Source organism: Pseudomonas sp. TE9122 (genome assembly GCF_056278925.1).
This window is the reverse complement of the sequence record NZ_JBWBQI010000001.1, coordinates 1,385,855-1,401,237: the sequence shown is the minus strand read 5'-3', so window position 1 is coordinate 1,401,237 and position 15,383 is coordinate 1,385,855. Positions and strand designations below refer to the sequence as shown.

General features: G+C 52.0%; 17 protein-coding genes. 11 read left to right on the top strand and 6 right to left on the bottom strand.

Features of this window, described 5'->3' with window-relative positions:
* Positions 1 to 182: 182 nt before the first annotated feature.
* From ACZ9BE_RS06295 to ACZ9BE_RS06275, 5 genes are all read left to right on the top strand, one after another.
* Positions 183 to 1,637, top strand: a complete 1,455-nt coding sequence (locus tag ACZ9BE_RS06295) for a hypothetical protein (RefSeq protein ID WP_460137867.1) — start codon at positions 183 to 185, stop codon at positions 1,635 to 1,637.
* Positions 1,638 to 2,815: 1,178 nt separating this feature from the next.
* On the top strand, positions 2,816 to 3,334 hold the full coding sequence (locus ACZ9BE_RS06290; protein ID WP_476249066.1) for a hypothetical protein: 519 nt from the start codon (positions 2,816 to 2,818) through the stop codon (positions 3,332 to 3,334).
* Between the two features lie 363 nt (positions 3,335 to 3,697).
* The gene (locus tag ACZ9BE_RS06285) at positions 3,698 to 3,922 is read left to right on the top strand and encodes a hypothetical protein (protein ID WP_476249065.1); all 225 of its coding nucleotides are present in this window, start codon (positions 3,698 to 3,700) and stop codon (positions 3,920 to 3,922) included.
* Positions 3,923 to 3,930: 8 nt separating this feature from the next.
* The gene (locus ACZ9BE_RS06280) at positions 3,931 to 4,992 is read left to right on the top strand and encodes an LPO_1073/Vpar_1526 family protein (RefSeq protein WP_476249064.1); all 1,062 of its coding nucleotides are present in this window, start codon (positions 3,931 to 3,933) and stop codon (positions 4,990 to 4,992) included.
* A gap of 307 nt (positions 4,993 to 5,299) precedes the next feature.
* Positions 5,300 to 5,539, top strand: coding sequence for a hypothetical protein (locus ACZ9BE_RS06275; protein WP_476249063.1), 240 nt, complete (start codon positions 5,300 to 5,302; stop codon positions 5,537 to 5,539).
* A 316-nt stretch (positions 5,540 to 5,855) separates the two neighbouring features.
* Here ACZ9BE_RS06275 and ACZ9BE_RS06270 read toward each other — a convergent pair whose 3' ends face one another.
* Complete coding sequence (locus ACZ9BE_RS06270) at positions 5,856 to 6,800, bottom strand: DMT family transporter (protein WP_401206239.1); 945 nt, start codon at positions 6,798 to 6,800, stop codon at positions 5,856 to 5,858.
* Positions 6,801 to 7,263: 463 nt separating this feature from the next.
* Positions 7,264 to 8,409: an MFS transporter gene (locus tag ACZ9BE_RS06265; RefSeq protein WP_476249062.1), complete on the bottom strand. Its 1,146-nt coding sequence runs from the start codon at positions 8,407 to 8,409 to the stop codon at positions 7,264 to 7,266.
* Positions 8,410 to 8,549: 140 nt separating this feature from the next.
* Here ACZ9BE_RS06265 and ACZ9BE_RS06260 point away from each other — a divergent pair, with 140 nt between their 5' ends.
* The 6 genes from ACZ9BE_RS06260 (at position 8,550) to ACZ9BE_RS06235 (ending at position 12,089) form a co-directional block, all read left to right on the top strand.
* Positions 8,550 to 8,972, top strand: coding sequence for a hypothetical protein (locus tag ACZ9BE_RS06260; protein WP_401206245.1), 423 nt, complete (start codon positions 8,550 to 8,552; stop codon positions 8,970 to 8,972).
* A 62-nt stretch (positions 8,973 to 9,034) separates the two neighbouring features.
* Positions 9,035 to 9,586, top strand: coding sequence for a TetR/AcrR family transcriptional regulator (locus tag ACZ9BE_RS06255; protein ID WP_401206235.1), 552 nt, complete (start codon positions 9,035 to 9,037; stop codon positions 9,584 to 9,586).
* 791 nt (positions 9,587 to 10,377) lie between these two features.
* On the top strand, positions 10,378 to 10,596 hold the full coding sequence (locus ACZ9BE_RS06250) for a hypothetical protein (protein ID WP_129998941.1): 219 nt from the start codon (positions 10,378 to 10,380) through the stop codon (positions 10,594 to 10,596).
* Positions 10,597 to 11,272: 676 nt separating this feature from the next.
* Complete coding sequence (locus ACZ9BE_RS06245; protein WP_476249061.1) at positions 11,273 to 11,599, top strand: hypothetical protein; 327 nt, start codon at positions 11,273 to 11,275, stop codon at positions 11,597 to 11,599.
* Positions 11,596 to 11,844, top strand: a complete 249-nt coding sequence (locus tag ACZ9BE_RS06240; protein ID WP_476249060.1) for a hypothetical protein — start codon at positions 11,596 to 11,598, stop codon at positions 11,842 to 11,844. Before ACZ9BE_RS06245 ends, ACZ9BE_RS06240 begins: the two co-directional genes overlap by 4 nt.
* Positions 11,841 to 12,089, top strand: coding sequence for a hypothetical protein (locus ACZ9BE_RS06235; protein ID WP_476249059.1), 249 nt, complete (start codon positions 11,841 to 11,843; stop codon positions 12,087 to 12,089). Before ACZ9BE_RS06240 ends, ACZ9BE_RS06235 begins: the two co-directional genes overlap by 4 nt.
* 132 nt (positions 12,090 to 12,221) lie before the next feature.
* On the opposite strand, the gene ACZ9BE_RS06230 is transcribed toward ACZ9BE_RS06235, so the two are convergent.
* The 4 genes from ACZ9BE_RS06230 to ACZ9BE_RS06215 form a co-directional block, all read right to left on the bottom strand.
* Positions 12,222 to 13,016 (bottom strand): DNA adenine methylase, encoded by a 795-nt coding sequence (locus ACZ9BE_RS06230; RefSeq protein WP_476249058.1) that lies wholly within the window; start codon positions 13,014 to 13,016, stop codon positions 12,222 to 12,224.
* Between the two features lie 149 nt (positions 13,017 to 13,165).
* A complete protein-coding gene (locus ACZ9BE_RS06225; protein WP_476249057.1) occupies positions 13,166 to 13,708 on the bottom strand; it encodes a lysis system spanin subunit in 543 nt (180 codons plus the stop codon).
* Positions 13,690 to 14,253 carry a glycoside hydrolase family 19 protein gene (locus ACZ9BE_RS06220; RefSeq protein WP_476249056.1) on the bottom strand — a complete coding sequence of 188 codons (564 nt, stop codon included), beginning with the start codon at positions 14,251 to 14,253 and terminating at the stop codon, positions 13,690 to 13,692. The genes ACZ9BE_RS06225 and ACZ9BE_RS06220 overlap by 19 nt, the downstream gene beginning before the upstream one ends.
* Positions 14,254 to 14,302: 49 nt before the next feature.
* The gene (locus ACZ9BE_RS06215) at positions 14,303 to 15,352 is read right to left on the bottom strand and encodes a phage late control D family protein (RefSeq protein WP_476249055.1); all 1,050 of its coding nucleotides are present in this window, start codon (positions 15,350 to 15,352) and stop codon (positions 14,303 to 14,305) included.
* Positions 15,353 to 15,383: the final 31 nt, after the last annotated feature.

The window sequence follows — 15,383 nt, the reverse complement described above, 5'->3', positions numbered from 1 at the left end:
AGAAACATTTCATGCACTGCTAAGCGACGATTCGTCCTCCCTCAGAAAGAAAAGCTCCAGGCAAAACTTATGGTAGGTCGATAAATCCGAAATTTATGCTGTAGAATTTACCAGCACATGCCCAACACCTAAAAGCTCGAGCACGTTACAGAGTTTAAAATTAAAACATCCGGAAATTAAGAATGGACACTGGCAGTTACAAGAAACCACATACTTCTAAAATCAAAACCATGCTTAAAGCCTTTAAGCACCATGAAGAGCTTTCTGCATTTTTTTTAACTTTACTTATTATTTTCACCACCCAATTCTGCATAGGCGCTATTAAATTCGTTGGCGATGCTAACGCCTACTGGCATTACAGCTCTTTCATTCTAGACTTGGATTTTCCAAAAACCATGCGAGGATATTTTTATCCTCTGGTGCTCGCCATTCCAAGATTTATAGCGAATTCGTGGCCCTCGTCCGGCTACATTGGATTTTATGTCATACAAGCGCTACTGTTCTCCTACATTTTTTCCACATTGTTACCCTATGTATTCACACGACTTATCGGAGGGAAACTCTCGATCTCCCGCCGAATACTTCCACCACTTCTCGTTGCGATATTTTTTCCAGGTCTAATGGCCTATCCGCTAAGTGATCTCCCGGCGCTATGCATGATCGTGACGAGCCTTTACCTAGCCTTAAGAGCGTCTAAACAGAAAAACCTGGCCTCATCGTTTCTATTTTTGTTTTTAGCAGGCATCACCGCTTATGGCGCCTACAACATTAGAACAATATATTTGTTCCCATTACTAATTTTCATCCCAATCATCCCGGCATTATTACTGAAGAAAAACAGTCACATCGAAAAACTTCTGCTAACAGCTTCTTTTATTGCCGGAGCGACTTTTGCTTCGTTGCCACAGATAATAATCAACTTTAAACACCTGAACTCGCCGTCACCATTTGTCATAACAGATAACAAAAATACTTCGCTGTACGCCAATCAGTTAAAGTGGGGAGTTACCATACAAAGGTATGAGACTGGATACAACTCAGAAACCGGGGGTATATATCCGATTTATTACATAGACCCTTTGGGCGAGCGTTTATTTGAAAATGCAAATCTTGGCGAAGGCGTTATTACTGTTCCAAAAATCCTTACTGCCATTGTCAATCACCCGCTTTCGTTTTTGCGAATTTATACCAAGCACTTCATCAATGGTATGGATGTCAGAGATCCGGACCCGTACACATCAACATCATCAAAGGATAGAAATTTCCGTTCTTTTACGAGCTTGTCAGTGTCTGTACTAGGTGCATTTTTCTTAGTACTCGTGGTTGCCAGATCTGAAACGGGCCGAAATCCTTGGCCTCAAATACTGTCAAAAGTCACTTGGCTCGTTTTATTGTTGCTACCTGTTTTGGCGATCACACCAGGCGCGATAGAAACCAGATTTTTCCTACCATTTCACTTGATAGGCTATTGCGCCATTTCTTACGGTTTCTCAAAAAATCTGAAGAATAAATTTAGCACTAAGGAAGCATTGCTCGCTGTAGTAATATATTTGACATTAGTCTTGTCTTTTTATAACAGCGCTAGAGAGTCAGTGCAACATCCGAATTCAGCTATCAAAAAGGAATATTTTGAATAACGTATTTCTTTAGCCTCTATGTTCAATTGAAGCGCCGATCACATCAGTTGACTGATTCCGTTAAAGGAAAATCGTGGGAACTGAACAACGAGCCGGGCGCACGCTCGCGAGCGCGGTCCTTTTACCGAGAGCCGCAATCCCGTCGTAAGACTTCCCAGACTCTCAAGAGGGCTGCCTCAATGATTGTCAGCGGAACGTGGCACAGTTCTAGACAAGGCCAACCTTTATTCAGGGGCTTAGCTTCGTCAGAATTCATCGCTTCGAATACTCCGCCGTCGGTATCCTGGTGCGTCTCCCTGCCCTGAAAGGTGACACTCACGAATCGGCTAAAGCTCCGCAGGGATTGCAATTTCGACCGAGGGCGCAACGCAATGCGCCCCTGGCAGACCTAGTGCCCCCCATGTGCAACAGCCACCTCTTCCACAAGGGGTCGCGGGAACCTCACACGGATGTCCGCCCCCGGCTTGCGCCGCTCCAGTCAGGTGCATGACGACACGCTTCTCCGACAAGCCGATCGTGGTCATTGAGGCGCAAATATCCAATGTCCCACCTATAAGCGCTGAGTGATTACCGTGTTTGGGCTGCCAATCAAGATTTTTGAGTTTGTCTAACACGCAAGAATGACTGGCAACAGCAGCCAAGCGGCCCCTGCTGCACTCAATATCAGGGCCAACTGGCAATACAACTACGTGCATACTTACGCTACCATAAGCCCCATGACATGCATGAACCTCGATTTCATCCCGAATCAGTTTGGCCGTAGCGTGCAAATGCCGCTTCGACTTATGCCAGTTGGATCAATCACATTCATGACTGAAGCGAAGCCGGGGCGCTTGACCAAATCCTGATTGGTACTGACAGGAACCGTCCCTCCTCTAGAACCCATACGGAATAAAGCTCTGTGACACTGGAACAGAATTACACCGCCATGTTTCGGGGTATTCGGTAGGTTGACAGGGTCAATAAAACCAAGGGCTTAGCTCCACCCAACACCCGGAAACCCATGCCAAAACACGGTCATTGGTACAGAAATTGGTACGGGATATCTTTCTCCAGCTTTGCAACTCTGCGAATTAGCGCATCCTCGCATAGCCAAATTCTCCCGGGTGAGATCAGGCAACGGCTGATCCCACTACTAACGCTTTTCTGCATTCCGAAAAGAGAAAGGAATCTTTCTGATGTACCGTATTGTTTTTTTTAGCTGCCTCATGGGCATCCTAAGCTTGCTGCAAGGTTGCTCTAGCGGCCCATCATTAGACAATCGGCCTTATTATCAAGGGCCGGCAGATGTAAACTCTGATAGCGCTACAGTCTACGTGTTTCGTCCATTACACAGCGCTGCTCGCCGAGTGACCCTTTATATCAAACTAGATGATCAGCAAGTGGCAGAGCTGCCTTCTGGCGGCTATCTGAAACTCCAGGTGCCTGAGGGCTCCCACAGTTTTGAGGCCAAAACTCCGCCGCTTGGTGGCCCTTTCATCGGAGACCGCTTCAATCTCACCGTCAAGAAAGGGAACGTATATTTCATCGCCGGTGAGATCCTTGAAACGCGCCCTACTGACAATCAGACTCTGGGGGTTGTTAAGGATGGGCTATTTGGTGGTGAGCGGCTTTTTTTCCGCTGGGCCATGGTGCCGAAACAGACGGCTGAAATGAGGATGAGTTTTTGCCGTCTCGTGCCCCCCTCGCCGATCTAATACTCTATCTATCGCCACTCGCATGACCAAAATCCCTCTCCCTCGCGGCTAGGGATTCGATTCCTTCAAGCATTCCGATGATGGATTGGGCGTAGTGCCTATTCTCATCCCGGCCAACTTGGCCAATCCGTCGATTACCGAATGCTTTGTAGCAATTCCTAAGCAGTCAACAATTACTTCCCAGACAGGGACTACCGATAGGTTTCTTCGAGAGTTATCAGCCTGCGTACTCCAAAATTTACGATATATCATACTCAGCAAGCCCGTGTTTGTACCTTCACCTAAATTCACATCAGAAACAATACTTGCCTTTCCCAGATGCGCTCCTAGAATCCTGTGTACATCCCAAAACTGAGTTCCCACATGCGTATCTTCGTAAAATTCGTTCTTTCTGTAGCGTTTATTGCGTGCGCCGCTTGGGCAATCATGAAGCCTGGCTTTGATTCCGTAACTGCGGCCATCATATCCCTTGGCAGCTTTTTAGCAGCGTTCATCGTAGAAAAGAAGACCGAGCCGACCTTGTCACAAAATGTTGGCGCGAACGGTAATGGCATCCAAGCCGGCCGTGACGTAAACATCCGCAAGTGAGATCAGTTATGTTCGAAAAAAATCAAGACCAGAACGTCGGTAATGGTGCACTAGCCGTCCAGGCGGGTGGTGACGTCAACTTTACGCAAAACGGTCTTTCTTATTCGGAAGTTCGGGATGTTGCCCTTGATGTTTTCAGAGCAAACTTCCTTCAGCTGGCTGGTCCTGCCATGGTGACTGCTAGAGCTCGCGCAGAAGAAGTCACCGAAGACTTCCTCAAGAAACTCCAGAAGGAGAATCCCAACGGCTTTGCTAAAGGTGAAGATCCGGATTTTCAGCATGCACTGTTTACGGTACAGAAAGAGTATGCAAGAAACGGCGATAAAGATCTTGGCGACCTTCTCGTCGACCTTCTTGTAGATCGCAGTAAACAAGAGCAGAGAGACATCCTTCAAATAGTACTGAACGAATCTTTATCAACAGCCCCAAAACTCACGGATGGGCAACTATCAGTTTTAGCAATCATTTTTCTATTTAGATATACGCAAGACCGGGGGATTGGAAACCTCGAGATACTCGGAGATTATTTTGATAGAAATGTACTACCCTTTTCATCGAAGCTCGTTAAAAATGCAGCTTGTTTCCAGCACCTCCAATTTACAGGCTGCGGCAGCATTGCTCCAATGGGCGGCAACGTCACCCTTGAAAACATACTGAATCAGACATACCCCGGGTTATTTTTTTACGGCTTTGACCCAGACGAAATTGAAAACAGAGGCATAACAAATGGATCTGACATTAATTTCTTCGTACCCTGCATAAATGACCCAACAAAAACTCAAATTCGAGCGATAAACCTTGAAACACTTGACCAAAATCTTTCACTACACAAAGTCAGCGAAGAAGACAAAGTTAAAATACGAGCATTATTCAACGAGTGGAGAATGGATCACAATGCGATTCGAGAAAAGTGCATCTCGACCAGGCCATATATGAAGTCTGTATTTGAATTCTGGACGGATCCACCCGCCAACTCCTTTACATTAACCAGTGTAGGGATGGCGATTGGTCATGCCAATATCAAGCGCTTGACTGGTGAGTTTGCTAGCCTTTCGATTTGGATCAATTGAAAATTAAAACTGCAAACCTTGCTAACGGTCCTCATACTCCGATTGTGCTGGAGTACTTTGGTCGTTGTGCCCCAACCCCGAGTGCTTGTTAAGGATTAGCGCATTTCACCTTTGCATGCGCAAACGTACGCTTGGCATTGAATGGCATGAAATGGCGTACGGTTTGCCCCTTTTTTTGCCCCATCCCAAGAGACCTATGGCAGAACCTTTCGAGTGGCAAATGTGCAATGTGCGAACCGGCGTCTCTCGCTTTGGACTAGGATCATGCAGAATGATGGACTGATTCAGTCACACATCGACTTCAAGGATGAACACCGTGCCAGATGCCTTAGACTTCAATATCGTCACTGCAGATGCTCTGACGTTGCTCCTGCATAACCAGCATGCACTCGGTGCGGCAATCGAAGAAATCACCCATTGGATCTCAGGCGCTGGCGCAGACACGATTGCCGATAACGCCGTTGCGGCCCTGGAAACGCTTGATCGAAATGCGCAAGCGATCACTGACGCGATCATGCGACTTAGGCAGTTTAGTGCGCCTCGATAGATAGGACGCCATATATGCTCAATCGCGCCGGACATCTTCACCTGATATTGAACCTAAAATGCGTCTACGGAGATCTCTGACTATTTGGATAGGGATTCGAACCCCCTCTGGACTCTCTATAGGCCGCTGCAGCCCACCAAAAACGGCGCTCTCGTTCTTTACCGCAGGCGTGGGGCGGGCCTAAGCGGCCTCCCATATGCCCTAATTTTGCCCTAAACAGGTATGACGGCTTTCGGCCAAAGCGGACATTCGCGTTTAGCCGAATGGGAGAGAATTCCTTTGCTTTCTACTTGGTACAATAATCCAGCACCCGTTCTTACACCTTCGCCCGTTCCGGGCTACACGCTCCGGCTGCCTCCGATGGCAAGCCATCTGCACACCGTCCTGAAGGACGGATTGTCCTCCCTTCCTTACGCGCGATTCTGAGCTCCGTGACTGCAATGCCCAGAAGGATCAGCGCCGCCCCTGCAAGTCTTTCAGGGGGCAAACGATCTCCAGCGAGAAAATAACCAAAAGCCCCACTAAACACAGGTTCGCAAATAAGTATTAGGGCGACCTTTTCAGGGGCAAGCACAGCCTGAGCGCGATTTTGAATGGCGTAAGCCAAGGCTGTAGCGAACAGCGCCAGCGAAATTATTGTAACTGTCGTAGGGAGCGCGCCGGGAAAAGAAAACTGGTTACCGGCTAAGCTCCATATCAAAGAAAGCGAGCCAACCAGCCCTAGCTGGATTGAAGTTGATGCCATGGAAATGGCGGGTGTTGTGAACGTTGAGACAATCACAATGTGTAATGCGAAGCATGCCGCACACCCCAAAATCAGTAGATCACCATAGTGCAGCGCGAATCCGTCAAGACTCAGTAAACCGAGCCCAAATACGGCAATCACTGTTCCTGCAGCCTGCTTAGGACTTGGGCGTCCTTTACCTATGAGATAAACAAACAATGGAGTGAAAACGGTGCACAAGCCCGTGATGAACCCTGCATTGGAGGGCGTGGTAAGGGCTGTCCCTGATGTCTGCAGTGAGAAAGCGACAAAGAGGACTATTCCGGCAAATACCGCACTCGCCCAATCACGCCGCCTCAAATATCGAAATGAGCGGATTGAAAATGGAATGAGCGCTAAAGCCGCTAAGGTAAACATCCATGCGTTCAGCGTGGATGGGGCCATGACTGTGAGCGTTTCGTGCTTAGCTACAAAGCTCCAGCCCCAGACAGCTGTGACCAGTAAAAGCGCGGTTGACCAGAAGGTTCGGTATGACATAGCTGTCCCCTAGGCAGGCATTTATACCGAATGCCTTACCAAGAAGTGTATGTCAGCGGTACCCAGAATGTTCTACGATAATTCAGCAAAAGGATGTTGGCAATCATAAGCGCTGATGCGGGCGAGTTGCGTTGGAACCTCAAAGATCTAAGAGGAGATCAACATGCATCGCCGTGCTGAATGACCATTCAAGTAGATCTCTTATCCAGCGATTTACCGCTTATCCGTTGCCACTGTGAAGGAAAGATCTCTCACCACCCATTCGGGGGTATTTGCCTGAGTCAGGCAAGGTGATTTTGGTGGACGCTTACACTATTCTAGACTTAGCCCTCATCGAGCTGTGTATGAAAGTCGCAGGGCGAGGAGTCTTCGCTCCTTTAGCGCGGTAATAGGTGATTTCCAAGGAAATTAAAAGTGATCGGAATCTGTGCGCAGAGACGGCCATCACCTGCCAGGCTCAACGCTATCTGTACGATGCGATCTTGGCGCAGCAGAGGACAAGGATCAGTAGCGCAGAGGTGAAGAGCAAAGAGAGACTTAGGGACGTGGCATGAGCGATAAATCCAATCACAGCCGGCCCCAGTAGTATACCTAGGTAGCCAATCGCATTGATGATTGCCAGAGCTTGAGCGACGGGCATTACAGCCTGATGCCCGGCCTTGGAGCAAAATATCGGAACGAGATTCGCGATACCTAACCCGACGAGTACGAACCCCAAAACTGAAACTATCCAATGGTCGATGCCTACCGCCAACGCCATGCCGCCCATTGCCAATACACTCCCTACCAATAGCACTGCTCGCGAGCCGACCTTGCTTACGATCCGATCGCCCAACAGCCTACCTACTGCCATGGTCACCGAAAACGCGGCGTACCCGATACCAGCAATATCAGGCTCCACGTCCCGGTTTGAAGTCAGATAGACGGCACTCCAGTCGAGCATAGAACCTTCAACCAGAAAAGCGATGAAGCACAGCGCCGCCAGTAGCAACACCAACTTGGTTGGCTTCATTTTGGCTGGCGCCCCTTCAAGCTCCGCGAACGGGAGCATGTGACGACCAAGCGATAAGAGCCCCACGCCCAATGCAAGAGCTAACATAAGAGTTGACTGTACGGGATTGAGCCCGAGCCAGAGCATAAGGCTTACCGTGCCCGCGCCGAAAATATTTCCGACGCTGGCTAGCCCATGAAAGCCAGACATCATCTGCTTCCCGTGGTAGCGCTCGACAAGCGAGCCTTGAAGGTTCATGTTTACATCGGCTGTACCGATGGCGGCCCCAAACAGAAACAAAAAAGCCAAGAGTGCCCAATACGAAGTAGCAGTTGCCAGGCCAATAAGGGCAACAGCGGTAACAGCGCTTGCAACATAGACAGTAGTTCTGCAGCCAATTCGATTCGCTAAACGGGCCACAAACGGCATCATGCACATTGATCCGGTACCAAGACCCAGGAGTAGCAGACCAAGTTCCGCCTCACCTATCTGCGCCCTTTCCTTAGCAAATGGAACCAAGGGTGCCCATGCGCCCATGCAAGATCCCGCTAGAAAAAATGCATATCTGGAAGCAGATAGCGTACTAGAGGTGAAAAAAGCTTGTTCCTTACTATTCATCTAATAAACCTGTAGTTGGCCAACAGACGCCATGCCCGCAACTTATGTCGCAGACTGTTAATAAAAAATTGCTGACGCATGTGACCTTGAGGGTGAGGCCCATTTTTCACAGATGTAGCGCTCAAAAGTAAAGACGCCCGGTGGGTAGCCGAGTTTTTTTCGCCGGCATCTTTGCCGAGACGCTTCAGCGCGCAGCCGCATTGGCAATAGCTGTTTTTCGTTTCGTGATTAAATTAATTCCACGTGCGCGGGAAATCACTCTGCATGGCATCGTCAGCGGCAATTTCTCGAATCACGCGACAAGGATTTCCTACCGCAATGACATTCACCGGGATGTCTTTAACTATTACGCTGCCGGCACCAATGTCATCGTCTTCTACCTCAAAGCAATAAGCGATCGTCGAAATTTGCGTCATACAAAAACCATCAATAACACCGGGGCAATTTGTTCATCCAAGAAGTTTCCTTTCAAGGAGGGATTCGTTTCAGCCTCTTACTCAGCACCAGAAACCGTACAGATGTACGATTTCTATCCTACCGTGAGCGCTGACCGAGGTCAATGAAATCGTACATTTGTACGATTTGAAACCCTATGCTAATGTCACCGGCTGAGATAGGAGTATGCATGAAGACTGAGAAACGTAAGACTTGGCAGCAAGACCCTAATCGTAGGGAGCATATCCTCAAGGTCACCCTCGACTGCATCGAACTTCACGGGATTGCATGCACAACGTACCGAAAAATTTCCGAACTGTCGGGCGTACCTCTCGGTTCACTTACACACTACTTCCCGAGCATGCAGGAGCTGCTGCTGGAGGCATTTCAGCTGTTGGCTCAATGCGTATCTACTCGATTTGCGGCTGCAATTCGAATAGCAAAGAATAACGAAGACGCTTGCCATGCGATCGTGGATGTTATCTTTGAAAAATCCACATTCGGCACTAGAACAATCCAACTGACTTGCGAGCTCTATAGTTTTGCGTGTCGTAGCCCTGTTATGAAGAATGTTATGAAAGACTGGATGCTTGAAATCAGAGGATCACTCGAACTCTATTTCTCCCCCTTGTCAGCAGTCGCGCTTGATGCTTTGATTGAAGGAATCATTCTTCATCGATCAGTAATCCCCATTACTCGTGAAGACGCTTACAAAATGATAGTTAGGCTATCGGATTTGTAATAGTCATTAGTGTTAGACAGAATGAAGAAGTCGTTATCTACAGCATATCCATGCTTATCCGGGAACGGTAACCGTAGCCACATCACTCTTCGTCGATGAGTCGAAGATGATGGCCTCCGGGTGGCATACCCATATTGGTTCATCGCCTGAGGCGGCCATGCTAGACATCCCCACTCTTGATACCTGGGGAGCCTCCGTAGAAAATTGCAATGTGTAACCCTCCCTCGGACTCTCGGTATAAAAAATCTACGCTTGAGGTTTCTTGCTGCTTGTAGGGACGGTGCTAAAAGAGCTGTGGGACGCCAGAACCCCCAAAGGCGTGACCTTTATGCCTGTAGATCCCACGTCCCGGTACCTACCGTTAATCCAGCGCTCGTAGATCACTACGCTGTGTTTCGGCTCAGAGTTCATCCGCATGCGTATATTCAAATATGAATATTATTGACGTTATTGACTATGATAGCGGTAGCGTATGAGCGTCCGCTTTTGGCCGAAAGCGGCCATTGGAATAAGGCATTTGAGGTTGTTAGAAGGGGTTGGTTTAGGCTCATAGTGTTGTGAGTTCGAATCTCTCCTTCACCGCCATATTCAGTAAACGCAAACCCCTGATTTTCCTAGAGAAAGTCGGGGGTTTGTGGTTTTTGGTGTCCGAAAAATGGGGCATATGGGACAGATCTGGGACAGATGCGCCATTTCGGTGCGGAAATCAGCCTCCAGAATTGAGTGCCTGAGCTACCCTGTATTAGCTGCGCAAATCAGTCTTCCGAATCTTTGATCCAGGGACGATCAACATGCCAAGTAATGCAGATTCCAATATCACCACTGCCGATGCGCTGACACTGTTGTTGCACAACCAGCATGCGCTGGGTGCAGCGATAGAAGAGATTACACATTGGATATCGGGAGCTGGTGCAGATGATGTTGCCGATAACGCAATCGTGGCCTTGGCAACGCTGGACACTAACGCAGCAGCGATCACAGACGCGATCATGCGGCTACGGAAGGTTTAAGGGGAGGTCTTGGCTGGCCGCACGCGGTCTAAACGCAAAGTTCAGTCCGCGAGCTCCAGTAGCTTAGACAGCGTTCACCGTCGCAATCTAGTCATGGATTCGGCTGGCCAGGTTTCTCGGGCCGTAGAGTCACACTATGTGCCTACGTGACGACGTGAAATAAGCCGTTCCATCGCTGATCGCCGGGATGACCCCAGCGCACACTGCGTCTACGATGAGCTGTCGGGTAGCCTTAACGTCGAGCGTCTTGCCTACATTCTTTTGCATGAGTTGCCTGCTAATAAAATAGCGGCCACAGGCAGAACAGTCGATGACCTGCCAATCCCCCACTTCATATTGAAGCTCTGCACTTTCCCAACAAATCCAGCACATACATTTCATGAATTGCCCTCCGTGACCAATGGATTGCGCCAGAAAAAGGCTGGTTCAATTCAGAGGGGCGACTGGAATGACCGTCTATCGGTTTGTATATGTCAGATCTGCGGACGCGGACGGCCAATACCGGCTTTTGTCATCCAATGAATAGAACGCCGTTTATGTTCAATCGGCCCCCACACCGTGCACCGGTGTGGGGGCCTTTTTTTGCGCCAGCGGCAACCACTGCCCCCGGTGCTGGTCTACCATTGCCTGACTTTCTGGTCGATGCGTTGGCCACTTCGAAAAGGAACGCCGCTCCATGTCCTACGCCTATGAAGGCTCGGCCACCGTCACCGTGCTGGCCCTGTACGGGGGCCAGCCGCCGCAGGATCTCACCACGCTGGAATTGAATATCCGCGTGCGCAATGCCGGATCGGGGCGGTTTCGCATCGAATTCGACCGTTACCTCCAGGGCCCGAAAGAAGCGAACGCCTTGCGCGTGATCCTGCCGGGTGGCTTGTTGCTGCAAGGGCCCATTACCGACGGGCGCAACGAGCCGGCCGGTGGCTGGCTGTTGATCCAGGCAGAACAATACGACCTTGCGCCTGAGCAGCCCGCGAACCTCAGTGGCTGGAGCTGGGAATGAGCAGCGTGACCGACCCTTTCGTGGCGCTGAACCTGCCAGACGCGGTGTATGTCCGAGCCCTCAAATTGCTGAACAGCATTGCCCAGGCGAGCACCGTGGCCGATACGTTGCATGCTGCCGACCGGGCCGAGGGGTTCGCCTTGGGTATCGAGACGGTGAAGGCGCTCAATCCGGCGGCGATTGAGGCTCTGTATCTGATCTTCGATGATGCGTCACAGGCGCGTCAGGCGGAGCTGTGCGAATGATCGGCGAAGGCATTCACGAAGAGGTGTTGAGCGCCCTGGTCGAACAACACGCGGTGCGCGACTGCCTGGTGGCCAGGATCGATGGCGGCTCCGACTGGGGCCTGTCGATCCGCCTGGGCGGCAGTGGCGCACGCTGGGTGCCGGTGCGCTCGCGGCGTGAGCGATTGCGCACCTGGGCGAGCTTGACGGCCGTGGGGCGCTTTGCCGAAAACGTCGGCCTGCGCGGTTTCAGTGTGGAGCTATGAGAGGTTCGCGCTTGCGTTATTGGCACCACCGGTGACGTGCAGGTGTGCGCGTCTGCCACAGCGGGCAAGCCGCTGAGGATGACGAATGCGACTTCAATCAGCTCCGAATGAGCAAATATTTACCGCGACTAATCAGAACAAGCCTCCTAGCGATTCGGGCGTCCAGTTCATGATCACCAGCTCGCCGCTTACCTCCGCTTTGCCTTGTCGCTGGTTGGCAGTGCTGTAGCGAATGTCCAGAGTCTCGAAATGGAAGCCCTCGAACACACGGCGGATGTCCGGATGATCATTGATGCTGACCATCACCTTGCCTTTGCAGCGGCGCATGAAGTCGGCCATCCGTTCGTAGTTCTCAAACGGAAATTCCACGCCATAACCGGCGGTCTGCCAGTAAGGGGGATCCATGTAATGGAAGGTATGGGCGCGGTCGTAACGTTCTGCGCATTCAAGCCAGGGTAGATTTTCGACGTAGGTGCCGGACAGGCGCTGCCACGCAGCCGAGAGGTTTTCCTCGATGCGCAGCAGGTTGATGGCCGGGGCAGTCGTCGCCGTGCCAAAAGTCTGACCCGAGACCTTGCCGGCGAAGGCGTGGTGTTGCAGGTAAAAGAATCGGGCGGCGCGCTGGATGTCGGTGAGGGTTTCAGGGCGGGTCATTTTCTGCCATTCGAACACCTGTCGTGAACTGAGCGCCCATTTGAACTGGCGCACGAACTCTTCGAGGTGGTTCTGCACGACGCGGTAAAGCGTGACCAGGTCGCCGTTGATGTCATTGAGGACTTCGACCGGCGATGGCTGGGGCTTCATGAAGTAGAGCGCGGCACCGCCGGCAAAGACTTCAACGTAGCATTCGTGTGGCGGAAAAAGCGGAATGAGGCGGTCGGCCAGGCGGCGTTTGCCGCCCATCCAAGGGATGATGGGTGTAGACATAAAAAGCAAGACCTTTACTGTATGGATAAACAGGTGCTAGGCTCGCCGCGCTTTGTGCACGGAGCAAGAGCCTTGGCTGGACTTGCAGGGACCATCTGCAGGGACGGCGGTCGATCCGGATGTTGACGCATCTGGACCGGCCGCTCTTTTTACTTCGGTGTTGAAACTTCTTTGGCGTATGCCTGACAGGCCGCGAGGGCAATCAGCCCCCGGTCGCCGTCATCGGTGACGCCGATAATTCGTTGAGCATGCGCTGGGTCAAGTTCGGCTCTTGTGGGGACATGAACCACGCCGCCGGTAATGGTGGTGGCTGACAGCGATCCGTTGCCGACGCCGGCGGTGGCGTCGAGTAGGACTGACAGGCGCAGATCAGCAGTGGCAAGACGGTCGCGCAGGCGACCTTGATCACGTTGGGCATCACTCAAGGCTCGATAATGGGTTTGTTCACTGGTTGCCAGGCGCTGCTCGAGCGCAAAGCGTTTGTCCTGTTCTGCACGCTGCTGCGCAACCGTGGCCAGTGCCAACTGGTTAAAGGTTTCGGTGTGGAGTCGGGCCTGCTCTGCGAGCTGTTTGCCGTAGCGCCAATCCTGTAATTGCCAGGCGATGGCGGCGGAAGCACCGCCTAAAACGGCCAGCAGCACACCTTTAGCCAGCAGCCGATACGGCGCCGGGATCAGTTCGCCGAGACGCATAGCACCGCCCTCGCCCGCCCCCACAACTCCAGCCGATCCTGTAGGCCGTTGAGGCCACCGTTGATCCTGCGGGTGATCGTGTTGAATTCATTTTGATCGGCCAACGCGTTCAGCCCATTCACGGACCAGAACCATGCGGCCGACTCGGCGGCCCACTGCGGCAGCTCCAGCAGTTCAGGCGTGCGCAGCAATCGCTCGTCACCGAACAGCGCCAAGCTGCAGCGCAGGTAGTTGTCGTGGCCAGTGACCTGGATCAGACCGCGACCGCGATAGCGCTGGCCATCACCATCTGCTGCCGGCGTGTTGCCCAGTTTCGCAGCCAGGTTGCCGGTGTCGTATTTGCTCAGGTACTGGTCGCCGCCCAGTTCCCGGACGTACTGCAGCTGACCCGACTCGTGACCGACTTGCGCCAGGAACGCGGCTTGGCGTTTCGGCGTGTTGATCTGCCGATTGGCCATGGCTGCGTTAAGGGCGGATACGAAAACGCCCCCTTGGCGGCGGGCGTTGGGCATGATGCTTTGCAGCTGTTGTTCAGTGATGCACATACAAACTCCAGACATAAAAAAACCGCACTCAGGCGGCGATGGGGTGCGGCTATTGCTTCTCGATGTTCACCACCTTGAGCGGTGGTTTTGGCCCTTTCTTTTTCTTGCCCTTGGATTTACCGGCTTTGCCGGCATTGCATTCGACCGTGGTCGACCAGCCGGACTGGGTGAATACCTGCTCGACCGAATCCGCCAGGTATACGCCGTCAAGCCCGACCTTGAAACCCTGAGCGATGATGGGACGCTCAGCGAAGATGTCCGTCCGGCCGGGCATCTCAAACCGCACATCGGCGGTCGATCGATTGAACGCTGACAAACGGGCCTTTGCCGCCGCCTGAGCGGCGCCTTTATCTGGGTAGATATGGCGGTCGGTATGCACTGCCGGCAGGCCATCCGGCGCGTCATCGTTATCGATGGTGACCACCGCGAGCTTGCCGTTCTTTTTGTCCTGATGCTTGGTGGCCACCGCCTTGTGTGAGTTGCGATCGCCTAGGCTGAATTGCCAACGGCTGAGGTCGCGACGGGTCAGGGTTACAGCGCCAAACGCTTTACCGCTGGCCGTCTGGCCACCTTGGCGCGGCATCACCAATAGTTTGCCGTCGGCGACCTTGGCCGTGCAGTCGTACTGCTTGGCGAGCCGGGTGATGAAATTAAAATCGGACTCGTTGAGCTGGTCGACCCGGGCGACCTTGGTCGACACCGGACACACCGGCGTCCAGCCATTGCGCGCGGCTACGTCAGCCACGATCTTCGACAACGGCACATCTTCCCAGCTTCCGCTACGGATGGTTTTGCCACTGCCACGCACGTCGCTGGCCTTGCCCTTGATCACGATGGTGTCGGGCGGGCCTGACACCTCAATCGTGTCCACGGTGTAGCTGCCCATACGCGCCAAGGTCGTCTCGGCATAGCCCAGGTAAATCTCGATTGAGCTGCCGCGCCTTGGCAATTGAACTTGCCCGTCACGGTCGTCGATACGCAACTCAAACTCGTCGGACTCCATGCCCGGCTTGTCAGAGGTACGGAGCTGCAACAACCGATCATTGATCTTGGCCGTGACATCAGCCCCATCAGCGACGATTCGAAACATCGGTGTCATGGATTTTTTCCAATAAAAAAACCGCACAAGG